We start from the raw sequence: 18,596 nt of genomic DNA, 5'->3' as shown, positions 1-18,596 counted from the left end.
AGCAAATGAATTGTATTTTTGAAGCCTGTGAAAATTATTCATATCAATTCATATGACGGAAACGGTGGTGCGGGACGGGCATGTATTCGTTTGGATAAAGCGTTAAAACAAGAGGGCATTCAATCTGAAATCTGGGTTAACTATAAATTTGGAAACGACCATACAATAAAAAGCTTTAACAAAGGCGGTTTCCGCAAAATGATAACTGCTTTTGGAATTTTAGCTGAGCGCTTTATTTCCTCATTCATATCTAAGCCCATAAAAATTCCATTTTCATACCCTTTCTGGGGAACCGATATTACCAAAAACAAGGAGTTACAAGAGGCCGATATCATTCATTTACATTGGATCAATCATGGATTTTTGCGACCAAAAGATCTACAAAAGATCGCTAAGCTAAATAAACCCATTGTCTGGACATTTCACGATAGTAATGCTTTCACCGGTGGTTGCCATGTCCGATATTCCTGTGACCACTATGAACATGAATGCGGTAATTGCCCGGTTCTGAAAACATCTAATCCGAGCGACGCTTCACATGATATCTGGCTTCAAAAAAATAGGGCATATAAACAGCTGAGTTTTAACATTATTTCTCCCAGTAACTGGATGGGCGGGGCCGCCAGCAAAAGTGGCTTGTTGAAGGGTTTTCCGGTCCATGTAATTCCAAACACATTAGAAACAACTGTATTTAATCCGCATGACAAAGATATCTCTCGAGAGTTCCTTGGCTTGTCTAAGGACAAATTTTTGATTTTAAGTGGCTTTATGCCATCAAGAAATGATCTTCACAAAGGAACGCCCTATCTCATTGAAGCATTGGAATTATTGACAAAAAGGGTTCCAGCTCAAAAGATCGAATTGGTAGTTTTTGGAAACAGAGATAATAAAAATGTTCCCAACTTCCCGGTAAAAACAACTTTTCTGGGAACAATCAGCAACGACGAAAAGCTGGCCTACTGCTACTCGGCAGTCGATGTTTTTCTGACTCCTTCACTCGATGACAACCTCCCGAACACGGTAATGGAAAGTCTCGCCTGCGGAACACCAGTTGTATCTTTTACCACTGGCGGTATTCCTGACATGGTAAGGCATCTTACCAACGGGTACCTCGCTGAATATAAAAATTCCGATGACTTGGCTAACGGCCTGGCGTGGGTGCTTGAAACTCCGGAAAAAGAGATTTTACGTCGTAACGCGAGCAAGATTGTACGGGAAAACTTCAGTGAAACTATCGTTGCCCGTAAGCACATCATATTATATGAGCAGCTTTTAGCAAAAGAGCCCTTTGAGCCCGTCTTATCAGTGATAACCGTTGTTTACAATAATGTTAAAGACATTGAGCGTACGGTCCTTTCCGTGATCAATCAAACTTATTCAAAAATCCAGTACATCATTATAGACGGAAATTCAAACGACGGTACAATTGATATTATTAAGGAATACGATCAAAAAATAGCAAAGTGGGTATCAGAAAAAGATCATGGCATTTACGATGCGATGAATAAAGGCCTGGCACTGGCAACCGGCGACTACGTGATATTCATGAATTCCGGTGACGAGTTTTATTCACCGGATACGGTTAGTGATGTCTTTTCTTCCTCTTCAAACGCAGATATTTATTACGGAGAGACGGAGATGTATAATGAAAATTGGGAAAATCTGGGAAAGAGGCGGCATGTAGCTCCCGAAACATTCACTTATAAAAGCTTCCGCTTTGGGATGAGTGTGAGCCATCAGGCGATTTATATAAAAAGAAGTCTGGCTAAACCTTACAATCTCAATTATCAACTCAGCTCGGATATTGACTGGATACTTGAAGCGGTAAAGAATTCTTCGAAAATCGTTAATACGCGAAAATATGTAGCAAAGTATATGGTTGGAGGTATGTCAAAAAAACGCCACAGACAAAGTTTAAAAGAACGGTTTAATATCTTCACTAAGCATTACGGATTAATTCCGAATCTCCTTAATCATTTCGTTATTGCTGCCAACCTTGCGTTTTATTACTTTAAGCACCGTCGCACAAACGATTGATTAATATTTTTCGATAAGGCAAACAGCATAAGCGACTATACCCTCCTGTCTCCCGATAAAACCCATACTCTCATTTGTTGTAGCTTTGATCGAAATATCTTCCGCATCAATACCTGCAGCTTCAGCAATATTTGCTTTCATAGCGCCCGTATGTGGATTAATTTTGGGGGCCTCAAGACAAATCATCGCATCGATATTGCCAATTTTCCAATTCTTTTCGCCGATTAACCTGACACATTCTTTTAACAATAAAAGGCTGCTGATTCCCTTCCATCTGTCGTCGGTATTTGAAAAATGATAGCCGATATCTCGCATGTTTGCCGCCCCTAATAAAGCGTCGCAAATTGCATGAACTAAAACATCAGCGTCAGAATGTCCAAAAGCACCCGAGTGATGTTCAAGTTTTACTCCGCCTAATATAAATGGATGGTTTTCTTTTAACTGGTGGACGTCAAATCCGAATCCAACTTTAATCTTCATGCGCTATTTTTTGGGCACAAAGTTAAAAACAAGTGAGAAACGAAGGGTATTAGCCAGCGGACTTTTATCCTGGCTTCCGATAAGGTAAGCGAAATCGAGATCAAAAATATTGTATTTCAATCCGGCGCCTAACGTAAAATACTGTCTGTCACCTTTGTTTGGATTTTCGTAAAAGTAACCTGCCCTTAATGCAAACTGCTTGTTATACCAGTATTCTAAGCCTGTCGAGTAGCTGATTTCCTGCATTTCTTCCGAGAAGCCGCCGGGAGCGTCTGAGAATGAGCCGAAAATCGCTGCTGGTACTGATAATTCGGATGGGTCTCTTCCTGATTCAATATATATCTGACCGTTTGCGTCGACAGCATAAACCGGGGGCGATGGAACTAACAGCTTGTTTAGATCGAGTGTAACGGTAAATTCGTTGAAATCGTCAATAAAAAAAGTCGTGGCCCCGCCAAGTTTAAGATTTGTTGGCAGATAAACCTTTGCGCCATTGTCAACGTAGCTAATCTTGTTACCGATGTTGGAAATATTAAGTCCCGCTGAAATTCGGGAATCCTTGCCAAAAAGCTGGGTTTCATTTTTATAGTAAGCTGCCGCATCAACGGCAAGAGCCGTTCCGGCATGTATATCCTGTCCTTGCTGAAACTGCCCGTTTGAAAGCTTCGAGTAAATGAACCTCAAAGAAGTACCCAAAGAAAACTTGTCTCCAAATTTCCGTGCATACGTGCCGTCGATTGCAAACTCGTTAGGATCATATGTTCCGGTATTCTGGCCATAAATATCCGTCAGCTGAATTTGCCCCAGTGAAAAATAACGAATAGAGCCACCTATCACATTCCGGTCATCCAGGCGGTGAAAAGCAGATAAATAAGCTAAGTTTATGTCAGGAACAAGCTTTTGCAACCAGGGTGTATACGACAATGCAACGCTGGTATTATTTTCAACGAAGGCTAGCTTTGAAGGATTCCAATGTGTTGCGTTAGCATCTACCGAAATTGCAACTCCGGCATCTCCCATTGCACCAGACCTGGCATCGGGTGCGATCAGCAGAAAAGGTACACCTGTTTGTATAATCTGGCTTCCGGCACGCCCATCAGTTGTCGGATCATCGGGACCACCAACTTGCGCCAAAGCAATGCTGTCAGAAATCACACCCAGTAATAAAGTAGTAGCGAAAGCGAACGTTTTAGATATCATAGACAATGACCCGAGTGCAATATAAGTTAAAGATAATTAGCTTTATGACATTGTCAAAATCATTATCTAGTGTGAAACTAAAGTGTGATAATAAACGTAACATTCAGCGTAGCTATTACGTAATTAAGCGTTTTAAACAGCTTCGATATTATTTTTCTTGCTTGATTGCTGTGAATTATATTATTATTTTTATCAAATTAATGCTCATTGGTTAGAATGAAAAAGACTTTTACTCATCAATTGTTATATCTGCTTGCTTGCAGCACTCTGGTGATTGCCTGTAAGTCAAAAGGCAATAACGCTTCGTCTAAAACCGGATGGAAATATAACGATAAATATAACGGTGGTTTCCAGGTAAATAAAAAAGTAAAACCCGGACCTGGGCCGGGCCTTATCGCTATTGAGGGTGGTACATTTGTTATGGGCGGAACCTTGAACCAGGATTTGGCCTACGAGTATGATAACACCAGGCGCCGCGTAACAGTTCCATCTTTTTATATGGATGAAACAGAAGTTTCGAACGTTGATTGGCTGGAATACATGTATTGGATAAGACGAAATTTTCCAGACGACAAAGAAGCTTATTACAACTCACTTCCTGACACACTGGTATGGAGAAAACCTCTCTCGTATAACGAGCCATATGTGGACAATTATTTGCGACACCCTGCTTTTCAGGACTACCCGGTTGTAGGCGTAAGCTGGGAGCAGGCCAATGCGTATTGCGAATGGCGTACAGATCGTGTAAACGAACAAATATTACGCGACCGTGGTGCATTACTAGATTATAAATCACTTGCTGGTGGCGGAAAAGGAAAATCTGGAGGGGCTACAACGGTTGCCTCAACCGGAACCCAAGAGCCTTTTAATACCGACATTTATCTTAATGGTCAATATCGCGGCGAGGGAATCGACGGTAAAAAAATGCCAAAGGATTTGAACCCTGCAGCTACCGCAGCTAATTCAGGAGCTAAGGGTGGAAGTAAAGGGCCTACGCGTACGGTGCGCCTGGAAGATGGGGTTTTGAAACAACCTTATCGTTTGCCAACAGAGGCTGAGTGGGAATATGCTGCGTTAGGATTGATTGGAAATACCGAGTATGAGAATATTGCGGATTCAAAAATCTACCCTTGGTCTGGTTTGGGCGTACGGTCTAATAAGAAAAAAACACGTGGAATGATCCTTGCCAACTTTAAACGTGGTGAGGGTGACAATATGGGAACTGGTGGCTATCTGAACGATAAAGCTGATATTACGGCACCGGTGAAAGCTTACATGCCAAATGACTTCGGTTTGTACAATATGGCTGGCAACGTTAATGAATGGGTAGAAGATACTTATAGAAAATTATCTTTTGAAGATTTTGAAGACTTCAGTCCTTTCCGCGGTAACCAATATGTAAACAAAAGGTTAGAAGACAAAGACAAGGGAACTTACGCCAAAGATAAGTATGGAAGACCGATAAAAGATCCGGCAAAGTCTCCAAGAAAACAAAAATGGGCTGAGCTGAATAACGGTGCCCCTGATTCAAGTGCTGCAAACACAGCTGCTCCTGCTTCAGCGATTGCGGGTAAGCCATATAATCCCGATTTCAGAGGCGAAAAAGATACTGTTAACGCTAATCTTTATGGCTATACAACGTTAGTTAATGACCGTTCAAAAGTATACAAAGGTGGATCATGGAACGATCGTGCTTATTGGCTTAACCCGGCAACCCGCCGCTTTATGCAGCAGGATGAAACCAGCGCAGAACTCGGTTTCAGATGTGCGATGACGCTGGTTGGTGCTCCTGAGATTTCTTCAAAAGGAAAACCTCAATTTAAACAGCCCGCTTCAAAAGCGCCAAAGAAAGTAAGATAAAAATTAAAAGGCCGGTGTTCTTAACCGGCCTTTTAATTTTCATGGGACGCTTTAAAAATACCCTGATCCACCCACCAATACAACCATTTTCCTTCCGATTTTTTATCCTTCATTGATTTAGCTGCTAACTTAATTTCTCCTGCTCCTGAATCTTTTCCTTTTATCTGATAAACAGCTAATGCCTTTTCTCCGTTGATCCATGTAAGGCGTTGATTTTTTTCGCAGACTTCAATATTGCCATTATTTGGTTTTATTATAAATGCATAACTCGATCCAAATACAGTTGCGTAACCATTATTGTCTATGCATAACGCAGTCTTTTCATCGACGGCGATTCCTGTCAATTTTCCATTCCAATCTTTTTTAATCCGACTTATAAAAGCAATATGCCTCCCTTCTCTGTTTCTCGTTAGATAATGTTGATCTGTAATAACATTTTCTAAAAAGGGTGGATGAAGAAAGTCTTGTTTATACAAGGTAACCGCCGCGTTATAAGGATCGGCAAGCGCCTCTGTTGAAGTTATGCTCCCTTTTTCTCCACTGAAGTAATAGCCACATAAAATGGCGCATCCGGCGCTTGTACCACCAACGGGAACCTTTTTTTCATTCATGAGATAGTTTATTGCATCTGCCGTTTTAGTTCCTTTCCAATACTTCATGTAGTTAGATTGATCTCCGCCAGCAATAAAAAGAAGCTCTGCATTTTTAATAATAGAAATTACTGTATCGTTGTCAGCCAATTCCCTTGAATCGATCTTTAATGTTTCAACCGAATTAACCTTTCCAAGTGCGTTTATATAAGGATTATATGCATCTGTGCCAGCAGCCCTGATAACCACAACGTCGCCTCCGCCACTCTTTCTGATCATCCACTGAAATGCCTGGTTAACATCGTTGCCACCACCCATTAGAACCGTGCCGCCTGTTGTCGGTGTAGCAATATCGGACGTATCACCAATTATACCGATTGAAGCTGGACGAGACTTTTGTTTTGATTGAGTTGTGGATACGTCAATATAACCTCTTCCCTTACAATCCGCATAAGCCCAGCAATAAGAAAATATCAAAAGAATGAAACCAATCTTCATTTCATATAAAATTGAAATACAATAAAAAACCCTGGTACTATTAAAAAGAGCCAGGGTTTAATCAATAAGTTGTTATATATCTTTAACCACCATAACCTGGATTCTGAATCAAATTACTGTTAGCGTCCATTTCACGTTGAGGAATTGGAAAAACTAATTTATTTGAATCGTAAGGCAGGCCATCAACAGATTTTTTCATCCGTTTAGCGTCGTGAATAGTTTGGCCTTCCAATGCAAGCTCAAGTTTTCTTTCCTTTACAATATTATCCAGCGTAGCAGGAATTGATGTTAGCCCAACTCTATCGCGAATTTTATCAAGATCATTCTGTGGCGTATCGCCAATTGAAGACGTCAAACGCGCGTTACACTCCGCTCTTGTCAGATACATTTCTGCTAAGCGTATAATTGGCAGATTTTTATATTGGAGCTTCCATTTACCACTTCTTATCGCACCGCTTCCTTCATAAAATAATGCCAGTCTCGCGTCATCGTCTTCGTACAGAGCGAGATGTTTATCTGTTACCTCAACATCTCCATCTCGACCGCCATAATCTGGAATTGAAAAGAACAATTGCATATCATTTGCGCCATCCTGTTCGTTGACTTGTATAGCAAATATATCTTCTGATGAATTTTCAGAGTTATTAAATGCTTCTTCGTATGTGTCCGTCAGAACGATTTTTGAGTTATAACCAATTGCACGGTTAGACGCTTGTAACGCTTCATTATATTTACCTATTTGTAGATAAACCCTGGACAAAATTGCAGCGCAAGCGGTTTTTGTTGCATACACATCATTTGTTACCGGCAATAACGACTCGGCTGCCGTTAGATCAGATATTGCCTGGTTGTATGTCTCTTCGATTGTATTCCTTTTAACCTTACTTTCTTCGCTAATTTCGGTTGTGCCTGTTAATAAGATAGGTACTCCTAAATCAGTGCCTGCGCCTCCCGCGGAATATGGCTTCGCAAAATATTCGACCAGCTCAAAATAAACAAGACCGCGAATAAATGAGGCTTCGCCTTTTACTCTATTCTGATCAGCAGTAGCAACCTTATCGATTGCTCCAAGAACATTGTTGCAAATATTAATAGTATTATAAGCATTCAACCATGTATCTCTTACATAAGAGTTCGTAGTCAGAATGTTCTTTCCGTATATTTCTCTCGGTTGACTAAAGGTTCCCACCCACCGTATTTCCCCGTCTGCGGCTAGCAACTCAGAATACAGCTGGGCATCCCCGCCCAATAAATAGCTTGAGCTTAATGCATTATAAGCGCCATGAAGAACCTTCTTAACGTTAGCATCTGACGCAAGCGCTTGAGATTCATCCAAATATTGTTCAGGCAGGATATCTAAATCCTTGTCGCAAGAAGTTGCAGATACAGCAACCAGGCCTGCTAATAATATATGTTTTATGTTGATACGCATAGTCTTAAAAACCAAGATTAATACCGAATGTGAATGATTTAATTTGTGGTGCTGAATAAAAATCAGAACCCTGATTACGGTTTGCATTGGTGCCGGTAACCCGATAATCAGTATTTACTTCAGGATCCCATCCATCATAATTTGTAATTGTAAACAAATTTTGGCCTACAAAATAAAGCCTCACCCTGTCAACGTGTAATTTTGAAGCAACCGATTTCGGCAATGAGTATCCGAGATTTACCGTTTTAAATCTTAAATAAGATCCGTCGGAAATATATCTGTTGGATGCACCCAAACCGTTTGGAATAGAGCCGGACCAATTCCACCTGGCTTCAGGAACCTCTGTTACGTCACCAGGCTTTTTCCAGCTATTAAGCTGATCGACTGTTTGATTATCAAACCAATCCGCATTTGCAGACATAAATCCGCCGGCACCATTCATTATTTTATTCCCAGAAACACCTTGCAATAGAACACTAAGTTCAAATCCCTTGTATGAAAATGTGTTTGTCATGCCGCCGATCCATTTAGGATTTGGATTCCCTACAACAAAGTCACCCGCTTCATTATAATCGTTCGTTAAAGAGCCGTCATTTTTGTAATATAGTGCGTCACCATTCTGAGGATCTGCGCCCGCATACTTAGGACCATAAAACACACCAATCGGTTCGCCCACTATCAGTGAATTTAGATATCGTCCGTCATTTCCTGGAATTATCGTATTGATTCCATCCAGTTTCGTTATTTCGTTTCTATTATAAGAAGCGTTGAAGGACGTTGACCACCTGAATTTTCCAACTAAATTCTGAGTATTTAAGGTGAATTCAACCCCATAATTTTTCATGGAACCGATGTTTGTATATATCGACGAGAATCCAGAAGTGCCGGGAACAGGAACACTGTATAACAAATCAGTAGTTTTCTTGTTATAATAATCAACTTCACCGTATATCCTGTTGTTTATAAAGCCGTATTCAAGGCCAACATCTACTTGAGCGGATTTCTCCCATTTCAAATCGGGGTTAGCTAACTGGTAAGGAGCCAAATCTGAAACTTTTGCATATTTAGCACCCGTATACAATCCTAACTGCGGGAAATTTCCAATTCCATCAGCATTACCAGTTAAGCCATAACTACCTTTAAGCTTTAAAAAACTTAAGGTCGTGTTATTTTTAAGGAAGTTTTCGTTTGACATAATCCATCCTGCAGCCACAGCAGGAAAAAATCCATAACGGTTGTTATTTCCAAATCGCGATGAACCGTCTACCCGACCGCTTACAGAAAGCAGATACTTGTCATTAAATTTATAATTACCCCTTAAAAAGTACGACAAGAAAGCATATTCGCTCGTGCTCGAGCTTCCTCCTGTAATCGTACCGGCGCTTGCGAGCTTCTTTAAATCATCTACCGGGAAATCTTGCCCGATTACATAATTTTGGTCTGTCCTGGAATGCTGATATGACATCCCCAACGTTCCTTCAATATCATGTTTGCTTCCAAGCAGAGCATGGTAATTAAAGTAGTTGTTGGTATTATAATTAAATGACTTTAAATAGTTATTCTCCCCATAGCCGTTTATTGATTTTCCAGTCTGAGTTAGCCGACCATAATATTGATCGTCATTAAGATTTAAAAGATCTACACCAAATTCTGACCGGAAAAACAAGTTTTTCGCAAAATCAATTTTCGCATAAGCATTTCCCAGATTTCGAAAAGCGCGTGAATAATAAGACCCGTCTTCGTAATCGATCAGCGGATTGTAATAGGTCGTAGTTGGAGTATCATAAAGATCTCCATTTTGGTTACGCACTGGTGTTATAGGAGATAAAGCGACAATTTGCATCGGTGTCGAAAACTCATTATCCTCTTGAACACGGCGTGTTTTGCTACCAGACAATCCTAAATTAAAACCAAATGATACTATCTTAGAAGCTTGGTTATCAAAGTTGATCCGACCCGTATACCTTTCTAAATTGTTTCCAATTAAAATTCCGTCTTGCTTAACGTATGAACCACTTGTGTAAAACTTTGACTTCTCATTTCCACCGGAAGCACTTAAGTTTATAGTTGCATTGTGCGCTTTGTCATTATACGCCAAACTTTCCCAATCTGTATTAGTTTGTAAAGTTGTATAGTCTGAATAACCAGAATAACGTCTCAATCGCCCTTTCATAGCAGACACCCAATCATCTACAACCTCTTGTTCGGAAGTATACTCATCGTTAAGAGCTAAGTCATTTTGACGGTTCCAATAATATTTTGCACCATTTTCAGCGGCCGCTAAAAAATAATTGACGTATTGTTCCGCATTAAAAAATTCTCTGTGATTTGTCGGCTTATTATCGCCATACTGCATATCCAGGGAGAAGTTCGTCTTCCCAGATTTTCCCTTCTTTGTGGTAATGATCACAACGCCGTTAGCGCCGCGAGATCCATAAATCGCAGCAGCGGATGCATCTTTAAGGATATCAAAAGATTCAACGTCGTCAAAGTTCAAGTCAGATAATGCGTTCCCGGTTACGCCGCCGCTCGTATTGACATCGGTATTAATTGGAATACCATCAACAACATAAAGCGGTTCATTTGACGCAGAAATAGATCCGGCGCCACGAATACGAAGTTTAATACCGCCGCCCACTTTACCGCTTTGGCCTTCAACCATCACGCCGCTTGCGCGACCTTGAATAGCTTGGGTGAAGTTTGCGACCGGAACGTCAGCAATATCTGCACCTTTAACCTGCGCCACATTACCTGTAAGATCAGCCCGCTTTTGTGTTCCGAAACCTATTACAACGACTTCCGAAAGTTGTTTTGATTCCGACTTTAACGATACATTCAAAATGGGACCTTTAACATCAATTTCCTTGGTTTCGAACCCAATAGAACGAAAAATCAATGTCGAATTTTCGGGCACTTCAATAGTAAAATCTCCTTCCGGCCCAGTTTGTGTACCTTTGTTCGTTCCTTTAAGTGTAACACTTACTCCCGGCAGTGCGACACCATCGTCTGCCGCGGAAACCTTACCTCTTACTGCTTTTTGAGCAAAAGACTGTAAAGAAAACACAAAAGACAACAGAATAAATCCTAGTAATTTTCGATTCATACGCTAATTTTAATAATTGTTGGAACAATTTACAATAAAACTAGCACAATTACATTAATTTTTTAAATAATAGCAGTATAGTAAATAATATTTTGAATTATCGGCAATTAAAATATAAAAATTAATTGCCCTTTCTCTATTTTTTGGCTTTTTACTACCACTATTTCTCGAATAATGGCATCAATCGGAGACTTAATTAAATTTTCCATCTTCATAGCCTCTAAAACAAGCAAATTGTCGCCTTTTGACACTATATCTCCAGGCTGTACAAGTATTTCCAACACCATTCCAGGCATTGGTGCTCTAAGATCTGAGATCGAATTTGAAGTTGAGTCATTTAAACCCATTTGATCTAATAATAAATCATATTGGTCTTTCAACTGAACGTGATAGGCATTACCATTTACCGCGACTAAGAACTGCTTACTATTTGCCTCTGTTTCGATAATCTCTACGTTGAAAGAACGCATGTCGGTAATGACATGAAACTTGCCTTTGTCCCCTTTAATATCAAGCAAAACAGGCTTTCCATCGGGCGATATAACATTTGTCTTATTGTCTATCTCAAAACTGATTGTTTTATTGACTGTCGCTTTCTTCATCCTATTGAGTCAAAGCATATTGGACCAGGTTGGCACCCATTTTTAAAGCGGCCTCATGTATTTGAGGAGAATCTCCGGCATAAGTTCCCTGATCTTCCCAGCCATTTCCAAGATCGCATTCGTAAGTATAAAAACAAACCACCCGGCCTTTGTAGATTAGGGCAAAACCCTGAGGCCTCTTTCCATCGTGCTCATGTACTTTTGGTAATCCATTGAGTTTGAATTTTTGAGAATAGATGGGATGATTTATCGGTAATTCAATAAAATTTAATTCAGGAAATACCTTTTTCATTTGCGGCCGGATAAATTTATCTAAACCGTAGTTATCGTCTATGTGAATGAAGCCGCCGCCAGTCAGGTATTCGCGCAAATTTTTTGCTTCCTGATCAGAAAACTGAATATTACCGTGCCCTGTTAAAAAAACAAATGGGTAATTAAAAAGATCCGGGCTCCCCACTTCCACAATAGCATCGTCTTTTTCAAAGTTTGTATGGAGATTTCTATTGCAGAACTCAATAAGGTTAGGTAAAGCTGTTCTGTCTCCATACCAGTCGCCGCCACCGTTATACTTTAACTTGGCCATTTTATAAGAAGGCGGCGCAAACGAACAGATTAACACCCCAATTAAGGATGTCAAAAAAAAGTATTTGAATTTCATCTATGCAGGAAATTGACTTCAAAACAAGCCTCCAGAGCTGCTGTTTCAGTCCGAAGGCGCGTGTTACCTAAAGTTACCGGAATAAATCCGGATTTCAAGCTTTGACTGATCTCATTTGTGCTGAAATCTCCCTCAGGACCGATCAATATCAGATATTGATTCTTCAAATGAATAGTATTTCTCAATTCCTGTTTAGCATCCTCTTCACAATGGGCAATGAATTTCTGACCGGAAAAGTCCTGTGACAGCAAATCTTTCATTCGTTTTGGCTCGTTTAAAACAGGGTGATAAGCCGTAACCGATTGTTTAACAGCGGACGTTATGACTTTATTGAGGCGGTCAATTTTGACTTCTTTGCGCTCGGAACGATCACATATCAGTGGTGTAATTTCATCTATCCCTATTTCTGTGGCTTTTTCAAGAAACCACTCGAAACGATCGATGTTTTTAGTTGGCGCGACTGCCATATGAAGGTAATGGTTTCTTTTACCGTAACCCTCCGTTTTGTCGACAATTTCAACTTTAACTCTTTTGGGATTTGCCTCGTCTATACGGCCCGTAAAGAATCCTCCTTTGCCATCGATAAGATAGATTTGATCGCCTGCTTCAAGCCTTAATACTCTGCAGCAATGCTTGCTTTCTTCTTCGCTTAGCGTGTACTGCTGAGCTGACAACGTGATATCGGGAGTATAAAAAAGATGCATGGCAATCAATGCATGTCAACCATTTCTGATTTATTGATTACAAGCTCAAGTTTTACCGATTCAATATTCTGATCGGTCTTTTTTAGTATGGTAAACGTGTAACCGTAGAAATCTCTACGCTCGCCGACCTCGGGGATTTTACCAAACAAATCACTTAACATACCTGCAACGGTATCATAATCGCCGTCTTCAGGTAAATCGTGAGGTAAATATTCATTTACGTCGTAAATACTCGCCGAAGCATTCACCATGTATTCGCGGTCAGATAACTTTTCAACGATTGGCTTTTCTTCGTCGTACTCGTCCTGTATTTCACCAACTATTTCCTCAACTATATCTTCCAGTGTCACCATACCTGCGGTTCCACCAAATTCGTCTAAAACGATAGCAATTTGTATGCGTTTAGATTGGAGCTCGGTTAACAGATCATTAATTTTTTTGGTTTCAGGAATAAAATAAGGTTTACGTATAATGTCTTTTAAAACCAATTCTTTATCAGCGGCCAGCAGTGGCAAAATGTCCTTTGCATGAACCACTCCAACAATTTTGTCGATAGTTTCATCATAGACAGGAACTCTTGAATAACCTTCTTTGATAATAACGTCAAGTAATTCATGATGCGTTGAACTCAATTCCACTCCTGAAATTTTTGTTCTGGGAACCATTATATTTTTAACGACCCGTTCATTAAAATCAAACACGTTTTTGATAAGCTCATGCTCGGTGATGTCTAAAGCACCACTTTCTTTACCTTGTTCAAGCAGATACTGCAATTCCTCTGAACTATGGTGAGCCTCATGGCCGTCTATCGAACTAATACCAAACGCTTTGAGTATCAGATTGGCAAAACTGTTTAATAACCAGATAACTGGCCTGAATATTACATAGAAAAACTGCAATGGCAATGAAGTTGTCATTGTCACGCCGACGGGCCGCTGAATTGCCAAACTCTTTGGAGCAAGTTCGCCAAATACAATGTGCAGGAAGGTTATTAATGAAAATGCGAGGATATGACTTACGTTAACAGCAATTCCTTGGGTCATATCCACGTTAAACAGATTGAAAAACTTTACGACTATCTCGGTCATTACGCTTTCGCCGACCCAACCCAGACCAAGGGACGCAAGTGTTATACCAAGTTGTGTTGCAGCAAGATAGCCATCAAGATGATGGGTAATATTTTTTGCAATTTTTGCAACACGGCTTCCAGATTTTGCTTTAATTTCAATTTGCGAGCCGCGCACTTTTACAATAGCAAACTCTGCGGCCACAAAAAATCCGTTTAAAAAAACCAGGAAAAAAGTCAGAAAAATCTGGAAACCCATTAGTTATTTTGAATTGTTAACAAAAGTCGTTTTGTAAAGTTCTAAGCTTTCCTGAATAACTTTATACGCGTATCTCTTGCCTAAAAGGTGCTCAATGGTAACATTTTTAAGTTCCAAAGCCTTATAATCCTGAAAGAAACGGACGATCTCTTTCATTGTATGTGGCGGAAGTTCATCTAAATCTTCAATGTAATTAACGGACATATCGTTTTTCGCAACCGCAATAATTTTATCATCCTGTTCGCCGTTGTCAACCATGTGCATTACACCGACAACTTTAGCCTCAATAATACTTAAAGGATAAACATCAACTGAACAAAGTACCAAAATATCCAGCGGGTCTTTGTCATCGCAATAAGTCTGTGGAATAAACCCATAATTTGCCGGGTACATTACAGATGAAAATAAAACCCTATCGAGCTTCAATAGGCCGGTCTCCTTTTCTATTTCATATTTGGCTTTCGAGCCCTTCGGAATTTCTATTACTGCGTTTACTGATGATGGAATATTATCGCCGGGCGATAAATCATGCCAAGGATGGTTTTTACTCATTCTATATATTTAATTCTAATCTTTTGTCACAAACCGATTCTTAAAATACGTCCAAATAAGAGGGACGGCTGTAATTATAACAAATCCAATGATAATGTAAAATAGATAACTGTCAATTTCTTTCTGAAAGCGCATACCGAGAAAGTAACCAAGTAGGGTAAGCGATGTCACCCACAAAACAGCTCCTACAACATTATAAAGCGCAAACTTTTTAAATTCCAAGCCTATTACACCGGCAAATATCGGTGCAAAAGTTCGAACAATAGGTATAAACCTTCCCATTATAAGCGCGAACGCACCCTGCTTTTTATAGTATTTTTCACCTGCAGATAAATAGCGCTGCTTGAAGAAAAATGAATCTTTGCGTTGGTACAAAAGCGGGCCTGTTCTCTTACCAAACCAGTAACCAGCGAAGTTTCCAGCAATCGCCGCCAAAATTAATCCAATAGTCAGGGTGAAAATATTAACATCAAGCCTGTTGGTAGCGGTAAACATTCCTGCAAGAAATAATAGGTAATCGCCGGGAAGAAAAAATCCAAAAAAAAGGCCTGTTTCAGCAAATACAACGAAGAGAACGACATAAAAGCCACCGTCTTTGAGTAATTTTTCAGGATTAATGATTTGCTGCAGGGAATCCCAAATATCTTGCATAAGTCAATATCCGTAAAAGTACGAATATAAATTGATTATCAGTCCGATGTATCAGATCAGATTGGTAACGAGCGCAGGATACACACCAACAGCTATTGTTACTGCTAGTGAAACCAGTAGAACTATTTTGAAATATGCTGGAACCGGCACTTCGCTGCGATCAATTGGTTTGAAATACATTGCCACGACGACACGCAGGTAATAAAATATTCCTATTACAGCATTAACTACAGCAAGCACAACAAGCCAGATATGATACTGAGAAAGAGCGTTTGAAAACATAACGAACTTTCCAATAAACCCGGCCGTTAATGGAATGCCCGCCAATGACAACATTGAAATAGTCAGCACAAAAGCCAGGAAAGGATTGCGTTTTGCAAGTCCGTTAAAGCTGTCGAATGAATCAGAGCCAGTTTGATTTTGAAGTAACATAAGCGTAGCGAAGGCAATAATAGTCGCAGCGCTATAAGCCAGAGCGTAAATAAATATCCCGTAGCCAGAGTTGCCACCGAGGGCCACAATAGCAAACAACATATAGCCGGCGTGTGATATACTGGAATAAGCCAGCATGCGTTTAAAACTTTGCTGATACAGAGCCGTAATGTTGCCCACAAATAAAGTAACAATAGTTATTATAAGAATAACCGGCATCCAGAACGGTTGTAATGGAGCAAAGCAAAACCAGAACAAACGTAAAAAAGCTGCGAAGCCGGCTGTTTTAACAACGGTGCTCATGTAAGCGGTTATAATGGTTGGCGATCCGTCATACACATCTGGTGTCCAGAAATGAAACGGGGCCGCACCAACTTTAAACAGCAGTCCAACCAGCATAAGCAAGATACCCGAATAAAATAATGGCGAAATTTTAGTGGGATTTAAGCTTACATAGCTTTTGATCACTTCCAGGTCAAATGAAAATACAGAGCCATAAATTAAGGCAATACCGAAAAGCAAAAACCCTGTAGAGAAAGCGCCCATCAGGAAATACTTCAAAGCCGCTTCATTAGAACGGAAATCGTTCTTCTTGATTCCCGCCAAGATATAAAGGCTTACCGACATAATCTCAATACCGATAAACAGCATCGAAAGGTTGTGGTATGAAACCATTACAACTATACCTGCAAGTGAAAAAAGTATAATGGTGTAATATTCAGCTACGTGTTCACTGATCTTTTCAAAATAATTTTTCGATAAAAGCAGGATCAATATTGTCGAACTGATTGCCAAAGCGGAAAACGCGACAGCATAGTTATCATACTGCATCATCCCTTTGAAAACTGGCTGGTTATTCTGATTCCACTGTAAAAGTGCATTCGTCAAAGCAACCAATAAGCCGCCAATTGTAACGGGCAACAATAAAGTTTTAGCCTTAAAAAGTCCAAGGTATAATACAACGAGGGCTAAAACGGTTATAGTAATTAATGTGTTCATTATATCTTATCAGAATTTTACTGATTGAATTTTTGCGTTAACGGTCTGAACCAGGTTTGTAACTGCAGCATCGGAAAGATGAAGAAGCGGCTGAGGATAAATACCGATAATAATGATCAGTGCGCCGACAACCATAAAAATTGACCGTTCTGTTCCGTCGAGATCAGTAAATTTTAATGTCAATTCATTGGATGGCCCGAACATTGCTTTTTGGTACATCCTCAGCATGTAAACAGCGCCTAATATAATTGTAAGTCCGGCTACCGCGGCGGCCCATATGTTATACTGATAAACTCCTAACAATAACAAAAACTCTCCTATAAAGCCGTTTGTAATCGGCAAGGCAACTGTACCTAACAATACAATTAAAAAACCAATAGCAAATTTTGGCGCGTTTTTAGCTATTCCGCCTAACTCGTCGAGATTACGTGTTTTGAGCCTGCGGATAATTATATCAGCGACAAAGAACAGTCCGAAAACATTAATACCATGGTTGAGCATTTGAATCAGGGCTCCTTGGAGGCTTTCTACATTCCAGCTAAAAATCCCGGCCGCGATTAGTCCAACGTGCGCAATGGATGAATAAGCTATTAATCGTTTAATATCCTTCTGTCTGAACGCGATAATAGACGCGTAGACGATGCCAATTATAGCAAGAACCAGCGCCCATTTGCCCCATTGTACAAATCCCAGCGGTGCCACAGGAATTAGCCACCTGATAGCTCCATAAGTCCCCATTTTGAGCATAATACCTGAAAGAAGCATTGTTCCGGCAGTGGGTGCTTCAGTATAAGTATCGGGTTGCCATGTATGAAATGGAAATATTGGCATTTTAATAGCAAATGCCAGGAAGAAAGCCAGGAAGATCCAGCTTTGTTCGGTTCCGCTCAAAGTAAGATTATAAAAAGCAGCTATGTCGAACGTATGGGTTGGTGTTTGAAGATACAGGTAAACGATTGCTATCAGCATTATCAAACTACCGAAAATGGTATAGACAAAAAACTTCAGGTTTACGCGAATACGATTTTCGCCACCCCATAAAGCACAGATGAAATAAACCGGTATTAAGGCTGCTTCCCAGCCTACGTAAAATAAAAATCCATCGAGTGCTGTAAATACAATAAGCAACCCTGTCTGCATAAACAGAACAAGTGCATAAAAAGCTGATGGATTGCCGTACTTATGGCGATAACTCGCTAAAATGATTAATGGAATTAATGCGTTGGTTAGAAGTATCAGCAATATATTTATACCATCAACCCCAGCCTTAAAATTTATTCCGAATGCATACATCCATGGATAGTTCACTAAGAACTGAGTCGATGAGTCCGGATGGAACTTAGCTATCAGAGCTGCTGTGTAGAAAAATGTGATTGCAGAACCAATCAGCGCCGACTCTTTGCTGTAATTTTTATTTATCAGCGCAACAAGTGCGACAACTAATGGAAAAAATAAAATGAAAAGTAAATCCAT

15 protein-coding genes are annotated in these 18,596 nt (G+C 40.0%); 2 read left to right on the top strand and 13 right to left on the bottom strand.

The window, feature by feature from the left end; genetic code table 11:
* The first annotated feature begins 27 nt into the window (after positions 1-27).
* Positions 28-2,037 (top strand): glycosyltransferase, encoded by a 2,010-nt coding sequence (locus GS399_RS21105; RefSeq protein WP_160844839.1) that lies wholly within the window; start codon positions 28-30, stop codon positions 2,035-2,037.
* Here the strand turns inward: GS399_RS21105 and ispF are convergent, their stop codons facing one another.
* Together ispF and porV are read right to left on the bottom strand one after the other, a co-directional pair.
* Entirely contained in the window at positions 2,038-2,517 is a 480-nt protein-coding gene (gene ispF, locus GS399_RS11775) for a 2-C-methyl-D-erythritol 2,4-cyclodiphosphate synthase (protein WP_160844838.1), read from the bottom strand.
* Between the two features lie 3 nt (positions 2,518-2,520).
* Entirely contained in the window at positions 2,521-3,717 is a 1,197-nt protein-coding gene (porV, locus tag GS399_RS11770; protein WP_160844837.1) for a type IX secretion system outer membrane channel protein PorV, read from the bottom strand.
* 216 nt (positions 3,718-3,933) lie between these two features.
* Between porV and GS399_RS11765 the strand changes: the two genes are divergently transcribed.
* Positions 3,934-5,577: an SUMF1/EgtB/PvdO family nonheme iron enzyme gene (locus GS399_RS11765; RefSeq protein ID WP_160844836.1), complete on the top strand. Its 1,644-nt coding sequence runs from the start codon at positions 3,934-3,936 to the stop codon at positions 5,575-5,577.
* Between the two features lie 32 nt (positions 5,578-5,609).
* On the opposite strand, the gene GS399_RS11760 is transcribed toward GS399_RS11765, so the two are convergent.
* The 11 genes from GS399_RS11760 to GS399_RS11710 form a co-directional block, all read right to left on the bottom strand.
* Positions 5,610-6,665 (bottom strand): cyanophycinase, encoded by a 1,056-nt coding sequence (locus tag GS399_RS11760; protein ID WP_160844835.1) that lies wholly within the window; start codon positions 6,663-6,665, stop codon positions 5,610-5,612.
* An 82-nt stretch (positions 6,666-6,747) separates the two neighbouring features.
* Positions 6,748-8,097, bottom strand: coding sequence for a RagB/SusD family nutrient uptake outer membrane protein (locus tag GS399_RS11755; protein WP_160844834.1), 1,350 nt, complete (start codon positions 8,095-8,097; stop codon positions 6,748-6,750).
* Between the two features lie 4 nt (positions 8,098-8,101).
* Positions 8,102-11,200, bottom strand: coding sequence for a SusC/RagA family TonB-linked outer membrane protein (locus tag GS399_RS11750; RefSeq protein ID WP_160844833.1), 3,099 nt, complete (start codon positions 11,198-11,200; stop codon positions 8,102-8,104).
* Between the two features lie 107 nt (positions 11,201-11,307).
* Positions 11,308-11,802 (bottom strand): acyl-CoA carboxylase biotin carboxyl carrier protein subunit, encoded by a 495-nt coding sequence (locus tag GS399_RS11745; RefSeq protein ID WP_160844832.1) that lies wholly within the window; start codon positions 11,800-11,802, stop codon positions 11,308-11,310.
* A 1-nt stretch (position 11,803) separates the two neighbouring features.
* Positions 11,804-12,460, bottom strand: coding sequence for a DUF4159 domain-containing protein (locus GS399_RS11740; protein WP_160844831.1), 657 nt, complete (start codon positions 12,458-12,460; stop codon positions 11,804-11,806).
* Positions 12,457-13,164: a 16S rRNA (uracil(1498)-N(3))-methyltransferase gene (locus GS399_RS11735; protein WP_160844830.1), complete on the bottom strand. Its 708-nt coding sequence runs from the start codon at positions 13,162-13,164 to the stop codon at positions 12,457-12,459. The genes GS399_RS11740 and GS399_RS11735 overlap by 4 nt, the downstream gene beginning before the upstream one ends.
* Positions 13,165-13,169: 5 nt before the next feature.
* On the bottom strand, positions 13,170-14,489 hold the full coding sequence (locus GS399_RS11730; RefSeq protein ID WP_160844829.1) for a hemolysin family protein: 1,320 nt from the start codon (positions 14,487-14,489) through the stop codon (positions 13,170-13,172).
* 3 nt (positions 14,490-14,492) lie between these two features.
* Entirely contained in the window at positions 14,493-15,041 is a 549-nt protein-coding gene (locus tag GS399_RS11725) for an inorganic diphosphatase (RefSeq protein ID WP_160844828.1), read from the bottom strand.
* Between the two features lie 15 nt (positions 15,042-15,056).
* Positions 15,057-15,692, bottom strand: coding sequence for a DedA family protein (locus GS399_RS11720; RefSeq protein WP_160844827.1), 636 nt, complete (start codon positions 15,690-15,692; stop codon positions 15,057-15,059).
* Between the two features lie 51 nt (positions 15,693-15,743).
* A complete protein-coding gene (locus GS399_RS11715; protein WP_160844826.1) occupies positions 15,744-17,123 on the bottom strand; it encodes an NADH-quinone oxidoreductase subunit N in 1,380 nt (459 codons plus the stop codon).
* Positions 17,124-17,132: 9 nt separating this feature from the next.
* Positions 17,133-18,596 (bottom strand): complex I subunit 4 family protein, encoded by a 1,464-nt coding sequence (locus GS399_RS11710; RefSeq protein WP_160844825.1) that lies wholly within the window; start codon positions 18,594-18,596, stop codon positions 17,133-17,135.

Origin of the sequence: Hufsiella arboris, assembly GCF_009834875.1 — a bacterium.
Lineage (GTDB): Bacteria > Bacteroidota > Bacteroidia > Sphingobacteriales > Sphingobacteriaceae > Hufsiella_A > Hufsiella_A arboris.
Note: the sequence above shows the minus strand (reverse complement) of the source record. Positions and strands in the feature narration are given on the sequence as shown.